This is a genomic window from Dapis hubbardiae BLCC-M172 (assembly GCF_050016015.1).
In the GTDB taxonomy this organism is placed as follows: Bacteria; Cyanobacteriota; Cyanobacteriia; order Cyanobacteriales; family Microcoleaceae; genus Trichodesmium.
The window spans coordinates 45,273-47,277 of sequence record NZ_JBNHEQ010000035.1; the positions used below are offsets into that span (position 1 = coordinate 45,273).

At 38.4% G+C, this 2,005-nt stretch carries 1 protein-coding gene; it reads right to left on the bottom strand.

The genetic code is table 11. The features are described from left to right. Nucleotides 1–113: 113 nt before the first annotated feature. Entirely contained in the window at nucleotides 114–1,502 is a 1,389-nt protein-coding gene (locus ACP6PK_RS03990) for a malic enzyme-like NAD(P)-binding protein (protein WP_094670806.1), read from the bottom strand. Nucleotides 1,503–2,005: the final 503 nt, after the last annotated feature.

Genomic DNA, 2,005 nt, shown 5'->3' on the forward strand with positions numbered 1-2,005 from the left:
TTTTTGCCATTGAGCTTGTCTATAACTGTAGCGCTATAGTTTTGACTTACTATATTTTATAATTTTGGCGTAAGTCTTCAAAAGTAGAGTAAAATAACTTAGATAAATCCTACTTAAACCGTGACACCTTCTTGGCGAGCTGCATGAGCTACCGCACCAGCAACAGCCGTAGCTACCCTTGTATCAAATACTGAAGGAATAATATGCTCCTTGTCAAGGTCTGAAGCTTTCACCAATGAAGCGATCGCCCTAGCAGCTTCTAAGTACATTGTAGACGTGAGGGTAGTAGCCCGACAATCTAGAGCGCCCCGAAATATGCCTGGAAATGCCAAAACATTATTAATTTGATTTGGATAATCACTCCTACCAGTGGCCATAACTGCCACATCTCCTGTAACTAATTCTGGCTGTATTTCTGGAATAGGATTAGCCATTGCAAATACTATTGGATCTTTTGCCATAGAACGTACCATTTCTGGAGTGACAACTCCCGGTGCACTAACACCTAAGAATACATCAGCCCCTACCAAAGCATCTCCGAGAGTACCTGAAGACTCAACAGCAAATTCTTGTTTTTCTGGATTTAAACCTGTACGACTTTTTGAGACTATACCTTTAGAGTCACATAACCAAATTGTATTAGCCCCTGCTTTGCGTAACAAACGAGCGATCGCTATTCCAGCAGCACCAGCACCATTAATAACGATGCGAATATCTTCTATAGATTTTTTGACCAACTTTAGAGCGTTAATTAATGCAGCTAAACTTACTATTGCTGTACCATGTTGGTCATCGTGAAATACTGGAATATCTAATATTTCTCTTAGTTTGGCTTCTATTTCAAAACAACGGGGGGCAGCAATATCTTCTAAGTTAACTCCTCCAAAAACGGGAGCAATATTTTTAACTGTCTCGACAATAGCATCAGTATCTTGAGTCGCCAGACAAACAGGAAAAGCATCTACTCCAGCAAATTCCTTAAATAACATAGCTTTACCTTCCATAACTGGTAGAGCGCCTCCAGGACCAAGATTTCCTAGTCCTAAAACTGCACTGCCGTCTGTAACAATAGCTACTGTGTTTTGTTTAATGGTGAGATTGTAGATTTGTTCGGGGTCTTCCGCAACTGCTTTAGAAATTCGACCTACTCCTGGAGTATAAGCCATTGATAGGTCAGATTGGGATTTGAGGGGTATTTTGCCTTGGACTGTTATTTTACCACCACGATGTAAATTGAAGGTTCGGTCATAGAGATCGACAACTTTTATTTCTGGTAAAGCTTTGACAGCTTGAACAATTTTTTCACTATGTTCTGTACTGTAGGCATCGACTGTAATTTCTCTGAGTGTGATTTGACGACTTTGTTCGAGTAGGTCGATATGGCCTATGTTGCCTCCTTCTGATGCGATGGCTTGGGTAACGCTGGCCAACATTCCGGCACGGTTAGGAGTTTCGAGGCGAATTGTTAAACTAAATGAGGGATTTGGTGTTAGTTGTACCATGTTAGGTTTGTTTTAGGTTTTAAGTCCTAAATTTTAGTTTCATCGTAGTTGATCTTAAGTTGTGAGTGAGCATTTCTTGGATTTAGTCAGGAATTTCTTCATTTGTGTTTTTTTTATCTAAAATCTACAATCTTTAGCTGGCGACAAGCTGTAAATTTTATTAAGAATTTTAGGAGCTAGGATTATGCAATTTGAGAAGGTTTAGTGGGTGTTATTTTATCAAAAATACTCTTGAAATTTGGCTATTTTTGGGAACAGGCAAAATTTGAGATGGAATTTATGAATGGTTGATGGAAAAATTCTTGGCAGTCAGATGAATATTTCTTGACTAATATTTTCTGCCAATTCAGACTGAAAAAAATCACCGAATTATCTATTTATCTAGAGTCGGAAGTTGAATATTAGTTTCTCTGTTTGTGGAGGTGAAAAATCGTTGGAAATTTTGTTGATTTTTGGGAACAGGCAAAATTTGAGATGGAATTTATGAATGGTTGATGGAAAAA